The sequence below is a fragment of the Streptomyces torulosus genome (assembly GCF_001419765.1).
Taxonomy (GTDB): domain Bacteria; phylum Actinomycetota; class Actinomycetes; order Streptomycetales; family Streptomycetaceae; genus Streptomyces; species Streptomyces torulosus.
This window is the reverse complement of the sequence record NZ_LIRK01000736.1, coordinates 1-6,764: the sequence shown is the minus strand read 5'-3', so window position 1 is coordinate 6,764 and position 6,764 is coordinate 1. Positions and strand designations below refer to the sequence as shown.

8 protein-coding genes are annotated in these 6,764 nt (G+C 71.9%); 4 read left to right on the top strand and 4 right to left on the bottom strand.

Translation table 11 applies throughout. The features are described 5' to 3' along the window. Positions 1-2: 2 nt before the first annotated feature. Complete coding sequence (locus AOK23_RS38785) at positions 3-1,241, top strand: phosphatase PAP2 family protein (protein WP_240496759.1); 1,239 nt, start codon at positions 3-5, stop codon at positions 1,239-1,241. Between the two features lie 19 nt (positions 1,242-1,260). Here the strand turns inward: AOK23_RS38785 and AOK23_RS38780 are convergent, their stop codons facing one another. Next, positions 1,261-1,626, bottom strand: a complete 366-nt coding sequence (locus tag AOK23_RS38780) for a DUF4180 domain-containing protein (protein ID WP_055717161.1) — start codon at positions 1,624-1,626, stop codon at positions 1,261-1,263. 108 nt (positions 1,627-1,734) lie between these two features. Here AOK23_RS38780 and AOK23_RS38775 point away from each other — a divergent pair, with 108 nt between their 5' ends. Then, on the top strand, positions 1,735-2,937 hold the full coding sequence (locus AOK23_RS38775; RefSeq protein ID WP_055717160.1) for an acyltransferase family protein: 1,203 nt from the start codon (positions 1,735-1,737) through the stop codon (positions 2,935-2,937). An 8-nt stretch (positions 2,938-2,945) separates the two neighbouring features. Here AOK23_RS38775 and AOK23_RS38770 read toward each other — a convergent pair whose 3' ends face one another. Beyond that, entirely contained in the window at positions 2,946-3,335 is a 390-nt protein-coding gene (locus AOK23_RS38770; RefSeq protein ID WP_055717159.1) for a VOC family protein, read from the bottom strand. Further along, the gene (locus tag AOK23_RS38765) at positions 3,332-3,625 is read right to left on the bottom strand and encodes an ArsR/SmtB family transcription factor (RefSeq protein WP_055540406.1); all 294 of its coding nucleotides are present in this window, start codon (positions 3,623-3,625) and stop codon (positions 3,332-3,334) included. Before AOK23_RS38765 ends, AOK23_RS38770 begins: the two co-directional genes overlap by 4 nt. Before the next feature lie 171 nt (positions 3,626-3,796). On the opposite strand from AOK23_RS38765, the gene AOK23_RS38760 reads away from it, so the two are divergent. Continuing rightward, complete coding sequence (locus tag AOK23_RS38760) at positions 3,797-4,900, top strand: serine hydrolase domain-containing protein (protein ID WP_055717158.1); 1,104 nt, start codon at positions 3,797-3,799, stop codon at positions 4,898-4,900. Positions 4,901-5,067: 167 nt separating this feature from the next. Here the strand turns inward: AOK23_RS38760 and AOK23_RS38755 are convergent, their stop codons facing one another. Then, positions 5,068-5,577 (bottom strand): GNAT family N-acetyltransferase, encoded by a 510-nt coding sequence (locus AOK23_RS38755; protein ID WP_055717157.1) that lies wholly within the window; start codon positions 5,575-5,577, stop codon positions 5,068-5,070. A gap of 176 nt (positions 5,578-5,753) precedes the next feature. Between AOK23_RS38755 and AOK23_RS38750 the strand changes: the two genes are divergently transcribed. Next, the gene (locus AOK23_RS38750) at positions 5,754-6,704 is read left to right on the top strand and encodes a serine hydrolase (protein WP_055717156.1); all 951 of its coding nucleotides are present in this window, start codon (positions 5,754-5,756) and stop codon (positions 6,702-6,704) included. Positions 6,705-6,764: the final 60 nt, after the last annotated feature.

Here is a 6,764-nt window from a genome sequence, read left to right as displayed (position 1 = left end):
CGCTGGAGATCGCCGCCCGCCACTACGGACTGCCGGGACCGCTCACCAACCAGGCCCGAGAAGTCGTGTTCGCCCCCAAATCGGGGCCGTTGCTGTACGCCAGCATGGCGCTGACGATGGTGGTGCTCACCTGGCGGCAACGACTGATCGCGGCCGCCGTCGCCGTCGGCATCGACCTCGTCTTCTTCCTGGTGCGGTGGGCCGCGGGCGCCGACATGATGTTCGGCAACGGCGCGCTGTGGGTGATCCTCGGCTGCGCCGTCATCGCCCTCACCCGCCGCACCGGCCGGGAGAGAACCCTGCTCCTCAAGGGTGTCGGGCTGGGGCTGCTGCTGGTGGCCGGCCGCAAGACCGGTGACACGTGGCTGCTCATCACCTCCAAGACCCAGCCGCTGGTGCTCGACCAGTACCTGGCCTCCGCCGACCACGCGCTCGGCAACCCGTCATGGCTGATGGGCCGGCTGGTCCGGGCCACCGGACCCGTCGGCACCCACCTCCTCGACTGGATCTACATCCAGCTCGCGGTGGCCGCCGTCGCCGTCGCCCTCTACCAGCTCCGCCATGTGGTGGCCGAACGCCGCTTCCCCCGCCACCACCTGGTGCGCACCTTCCTGGTGATCGGCCTCCTCGGCCCCGGCATCTACATGATCTTCCCGGTGGTGGGGCCGGTCTTCGCCTACGGCGGCGGCGCCATGGGAACCGGCGGCGCGCACTGGGCCGTGGCCGACCTGTGGCCGCACACGGCCCCGCCGATCGGCGTCCCGGAAGCCATGCCGTACGACGGGATCACCCCCCGCAACTGCATGCCCAGCCTGCACACCGCATGGGCCACCGCGATCTTCCTTCACTCCCGCGGCGGCCCCCGCGCCCTGCGCTACGCGGGCACGTTCTGGCTGGTCGCCACGGTCTGCGCGACGCTCGGCTTCGGCTACCACTACGGCGTGGACCTCATCGCCGGCGTGGTGTTCACCCTCACCATCGAAACGGCCCTGCGCACCTACGACCGGGGCTGGGACCGCTCGGGACTCCACCTGGTCGCCTACGGTTCGACCGTGTTCGTGGCGCTGCTGGTGTCGTACCGCTGGCTGCCGGAGGAGATGGCCAGGTACCCGTGGGTGGCCGGACCGATGCTGCTCACCGCCATGGGGTCCGTGATCTACGGCTATGCGCGCACCGTCGGCCGGTGGGAGCCGAAGGCCGCGCCGCTGCCCCGGCCGGAACGACGACTCGAACTGGTGTGAGCGGCGCGGCGGGCCGGTCTCAGCCCTTCAGCCGCTCACCCAGCTCGTCGAGGTCCGACACGAACCACGTCTGACGGTTGCGGTTGCACTCACGGACGAAGTCCCGCAGGGCCGTACTCGCCGTCGTGTGGCGGGAGATGTCGCCGACGACGGCGAGGCCCACGCGGTACTGCACGAACTTCTGGACGATGTCGCCGGCGACCCGGGTCCGCAGCTGGAAGAACGACTCGTCGAACCGCTCAGCCGGGACGACGACCCAGGCGGCGCCGTGGTACCCGGCGTCGCCGATGAGATCCAGGACGTCGCTCTCGCGGGCGATCGGCTCGCCCTCGGGGGCGCACAGGAGAACGGGCACGTCGTGGATCGTCCGCAGGGTGATCGTCATGGACGTCGAGGCTACGTGCCGAGCGGGCCCCCGGCCACGCGTTTCCCCGCGGAGGAACCCTGTCGTCCGTACGCCCCGGTCCTCCACACTGGGCCCGGGGGAGGGGAGATGGACCCGGAGGCTGAGCCACGTGCGGCGGCGCCCGCTCCTCGGCGCGGGGAACTCGACGTGCTGCGCGCCCTGGTCGTGCTCGGCCTGGTCTTCTTCCACGCGTCCCTCGTCTTCTCCCCGGACGACGACTTCTACGTCAAGAACGGCGACACGACCGACGTCGTGACCGTGCTCGCCGGGCTCGGCGTGGTGTGGGCGATGCCCATGCTGTTCCTCGTCGCGGGCCTCGGCGCCCGGCACTCCCTGCGCCGCCGCGGCCCCGCCGGGTTCGCCCGGGAACGCCTGCTGCGCCTCGGCGTGCCGCTCGTCTTCGCGTCCCTCGCCCTCAACCCGCTCCCACAGTGGCTGCGACTGAGGGCCGCGGACCCGGCGTACGACGAGTCGTACGGGCGTTTCTGGCTGCGTTTCCCCACCGTCCACCCGGACCTCGCCGACTTCCCGTTCGTCGTCGACGGCCGCTACTTCGAGACGGGCCACCTGTGGTTTGTCGTGCTCCTGCTCGCCTTCTGCCTCCTCCTCGTGCCGGTCGCCGGGCTGCTCGCGGCCGGCGGGGACCGCACGGCGGCGGCGGTGCCCCGCCACCCGTCCCTCCTGCTGCTCCCGGCCCTCCCGCTCGCCCTCGTCAACGCGTTCCTCGGCATGGAGGAGAGCTTCGCGGGCTGGAACCGCTGGGCCTATCTGCTGTTCTTCCTCACGGGGTACGCCCTGGCCGACGACCCGCGCGTCCGTACCGCCCTGCGCCGTGCCGTCGTGCCGGTCGGTGTGCTCGGCCTCGCCCTGTTCGCCGCGACGGCCCCCGGCTTCGTCGCCGCCGGTGACGAGGACCCCTTCAGCTCCTGGGCGCCGCTCGCGCTGCTCACCCGTGCCCTCTTCGGTGCGGCGGGCTGGTGCTGGGTCCTGGCGATCCTGGGCCTGCTGGACCGGCGGCGCCCAACCGCCGGGCCCGTCGAGGGCGCGCGCGGAGGCGGGCGGGGCGTATGGCCGTACCTCTCCCTCGCGGCGATGCCGCTCTACGTCCTGCACCAGCCGGTCGTGGTGGCCTTCGCCTACGGGGTGGTGGGCTGGAGCGCGCCGATCGCCGTCAAGTACGCGGCGATCGTGACCGGTTCGCTCGCGGTGATCCTCGTGGCGTACGAGTACGGGGTGCGCAGGACGCGGGTGACGCGGTTCCTGCTCGGTATGCGCCGCCCTCCGGGGTAGACCGGGACCTACTCGCTGTGGACGAGCTGGATCAGGTTGCCGCAGGTGTCGTCCAGGACGGCGGTGGTGACCGGGCCCATCTCCAGCGGCGGCTGCGTGAAGCGCACCCCGAGCGCGCTCAGGCGGTCGTATTCCGCGGGGACGTCGTCCACGGCGAAGGACGTGGCCGGGATGCCGTCCTCGACCAGGGCCGCCTTGTACGGCCGCACCGCCGGGTGGCCGGAGGGCTCCAGGAGCAGCTCGGTCCCCTCGGGCTCCTCCGGTGAGACCACGGTCAGCCACCGGTCCGTGCCGCCCATCGGGACGTCGTGCTTCTTCACGAAGCCCAGCACGTCCGTGTAGAAGCGCAGGGCCTTCTCCTGGTCGTCGACGAAGACGCTGGTGATGTGGATCCTCATGGGGTGCTCTCCGGTCCGTCGGGCCTGAGCCATCGGGTCATGATGCGCTCCAGGGGCTCGGTGTTCAGATCATGGAACTTGTAGCGGCCCTGGCGGCGCGTGACGACCAGACCCGCTGACTCCAGGACTGCCAGATGCTGGCTGATCGCCTGCCGGGACAGCCCCAGACCGTGCTTGGTGACCAGCCGCGCGCATATCTCGAACAGCGTCTGCCCGTCCCGTTCCACCAGCTCGTCGAGGATGCGCCGCCGGGTCGGGTCGGCCAGCGCCTTGAACACATCCTCCGCCATGCCCTCCACGATAGGCAAGCAACGACTTGCCTATCAAGCGGGTGGCGCGCGGCGACCAGGGCGTCAAGGGGGCCTGCCCCAGGGGTGATGCGGGGGCCCGGTGCAGTGATCTTGGCGGCCGGGGCTGGGAGGGTCGGGGGAGACGCACGTCATCACTCAGGGGGAACACAGATGCGCCGCACACGTCGTGCCGTGACCGCCGTCCTGCTCGCCGCCACGCTCACCGGGGTCTCGGCCCCGATGGCCGCCGCCCGGCAACCCGACCCCGTACAACGGCAGTTGGATCTGCTCGTCGAGCGGGACGGGGTGCCCGGGGCCCTCGCCCACGAGGGGAGGACGACCCGCCGGGCCGGGGTCGCGGACATGGCGTCGGGGCAGCCCATGGTCGGGTCCGCGGGCCGGTTCCGGATGGCCAGCAACACCAAGGCGTTCACGGCGACGGCGGTGATGCGCCTCGTCGCCGACGGGCGGATACGGCTCGGCGACCGGGCGGGCGCCCACCTGCCGCAGCTCGCCCGACGCGACATCACCGTACGGCAGTTGCTGATGCAGACCAGCGGGCTGGCGGAGTACACCACGCTCGTCGACTGGAGCAGACCCGGCACCGAGGAGGAGTACCTGGCCCTCGCCCTGGCGAAGGAACCCGTCTTCCCGCCGGGTACCGACTGGGGGTACTCCAACACCAACTACCTGGTGCTCGGCATGCTGATCGACAAGGTCTCCGGCACCGACTACCGGACGTACGTCGAGCGTACGATCCTGCGCCCGCTGGGCCTGGACCACACCTACTGGCCCGCGCCCGGCGAACTGACCCTGCGCGGACCGCACGCCCGCAACTACGGCATCCATCCCGCGCACCCCGAGGCCGGCCGGGTCGACGTGACCGAACTGCCGGGGTACGAGTTCGGGGCGTCCGGCGGGCTCGTCACCACCCCCGGCGACCTCAACGCCTTCTGGGACGGCCTGTTCGGCGGCCGGCTCCTGCCCCGCTGGGCGGTGCGCCTGATGACCTCCGACACCAGCGACGTCGGCGGCCGCGACGTCTACCCGCCGGGCAGCCGCTACGGCTACGGCGTCTCCTCCATCCCCCTCAGCTGCGGCGGCGCCTACTGGGGCCACGGCGGCGACCTCCCCGGCAGCTCGGTCGCCGGAGGGCGGGCCATGGGCGGCCGGGGCACCGTGACCGTCTACACCACCACCTGGGCGGCGGCGGGCGACAGCCTCCGCCATCTGCAGGGCGCGGTGGACGCGGCCCTCTGCGCCGAGGACCGCTGAGCAGGCCGTGGGCGTGAGGGGTCCTGGCGGGTGCGGGTGGTCCGTGGTTTCTCGCGCAGTTCCCCGGCGCCCCTGAAAAGCGGCCGGGGCCGCGCCCCGCGCCTCGCACGCGCCGCCACAGCGCTCGCGTGCGGAGGCGATGGTGCGACGCCCCCGCACACGCCCGGTCAGATGCCGAACGGTGCCGCGTAGTGCACGGTGCCGCTCGGCAGGGGGTGCGCGGGGTCGAGGGCGAGGGCCATCAGGGCCTCGTCGGGGACGTCGACGGTCAGGCGGATGCCGTGCAGGGAGGCGCGGCCGAAGCCGAACCGGGGGTGGTACTCCGGGTGGCCCAGGACGACGACGAAGCGTTCGCCCATCGACGTGGCGGCCCGCAGCGCGGCCCGTACGGCCGCCGCCCCCGCCCCGGTCTTCTGATGGTCCGGCAGGACCGCCACCGGGGCCAGGCACAGTGCCGGAGTGCTGTCGACGTGGCAGCGGGTCAGCAGCGCGTGCCCGACGACCGTGCCGTCCTCCCCGGTGGCGACGATCGACAGGCCGTCGATCCAGCCGGCGTCGGCGCGCAGCGCCTCGACGAGGTCGGCCTCCTCGGGCCGCCCGAACGCCCCCAGATGGACGGCACGGACGGCGGGGATGTCCGCGTCGGTCTCGGCGCGCGTGGTCCACGACTGGGGCATGGCGGGTGGATGTCCGTTTCGTCGGAGTTCGGGGGATGTCGCCCCGGGACGCTAGCACTGGCCGCGAACCCGTGCCGGAAATTACGAACTGACGTACAACTTTCGGTCATTCTTGCGAGTCGAGTGAGGTGAACGTGCCACGAGTGCGTTCGCCGTCACTCAAGGGGGAAACCTTAATGACTCACCGGATGTCCCGGACGGGCCGGACGTCCCGCGTGACCCGTGTGCTCGCCACGGGCATGGGGGTCGGTCTGCTCGTACCGCTGGCCGTCGCCCTCGCGCCGAACGCGGTCGCCGCACCGCCGCCGGTCACCTGCACCTCGGACAAGGCGGGGCTGGCCGAGAAACTCCAGAAGGACATCGCGGCGGCGGTCGCCAAGCGCAAGGGCACGATGGCTGTCGGGGTCTACGACCGGACCACCAACACCACCTGCACCCTGCGCGGCAGTTCCGCCTACGACTCGGCCAGCGTGGTGAAGGTGACGGTGCTCGCGGCGCTCCTGTGGGACGCCAAGAAGACCAACCGGTTCCTCACCGACCGCGAGACCAAGCTCGCCACCGCGATGATCACCAAGTCCGACAACGCCGCCACCAGCACGCTGTGGAAGCAGCTCGGCATGACCAAGATCAAGGGCTTCCTGGCGGCCGCCAAGATGACCCAGACCAAGCCCGGCGCGAACAACTACTGGGGCCTCACCCAGATCACGGTCCGCGACGAGCAGCGGCTGCTCGCGCTCCTCGCCGAGAAGAACACCGTCCTCAGCGACAACGCCCGCGCCTACGTGCTGAAGCTGATGAACCAGGTCGTCTCCTCGCAGCGCTGGGGCACCCCGGCCGGGGCCCCGTCCTCGGTGAAGGTGCACGTCAAGAACGGCTGGCTGTCGCGGGCCACGCACGGCTGGCGGGTGCACTCCGTCGGCGTGTTCCAGGGCGGCGGCCGTGACTACCGCATCACCGTCCTCACCCACGGCAACCCCGACATGACGTACGGCGTGAACAGCATCCAGGCCGTCGCCAAGGTCATCCACAAGGACCTGGTGCCCGTGACCAGCGCGGCGACCGCGCAGCGTTACGTGCCGACCAGCGACCCCAAGGAGGCGTTCCCGGCGGTGCCGCCGGCCGGCTGATCCGGCGCCTGGCCGGCCGGCGGAGACCCGCCGGCCGGTGCCCGCCCGCCCGCCGTCGAC

Coding starts and splice junctions, on each gene's coding strand:
- AOK23_RS38755 (WP_055717157.1), bottom strand. CDS start 5,577: ATGCCCCAGTCGTGGACCACGCGCGCCGAGACCGACGCGGACATCCCC.
- AOK23_RS38775 (WP_055717160.1), top strand. CDS start 1,735: ATGGACCCGGAGGCTGAGCCACGTGCGGCGGCGCCCGCTCCTCGGCGC.
- AOK23_RS38750 (WP_055717156.1), top strand. CDS start 5,754: ATGACTCACCGGATGTCCCGGACGGGCCGGACGTCCCGCGTGACCCGT.
- AOK23_RS38770 (WP_055717159.1), bottom strand. CDS start 3,335: ATGAGGATCCACATCACCAGCGTCTTCGTCGACGACCAGGAGAAGGCC.
- AOK23_RS38765 (WP_055540406.1), bottom strand. CDS start 3,625: ATGGCGGAGGATGTGTTCAAGGCGCTGGCCGACCCGACCCGGCGGCGC.
- AOK23_RS38780 (WP_055717161.1), bottom strand. CDS start 1,626: ATGACGATCACCCTGCGGACGATCCACGACGTGCCCGTTCTCCTGTGC.
- AOK23_RS38760 (WP_055717158.1), top strand. CDS start 3,797: ATGCGCCGCACACGTCGTGCCGTGACCGCCGTCCTGCTCGCCGCCACG.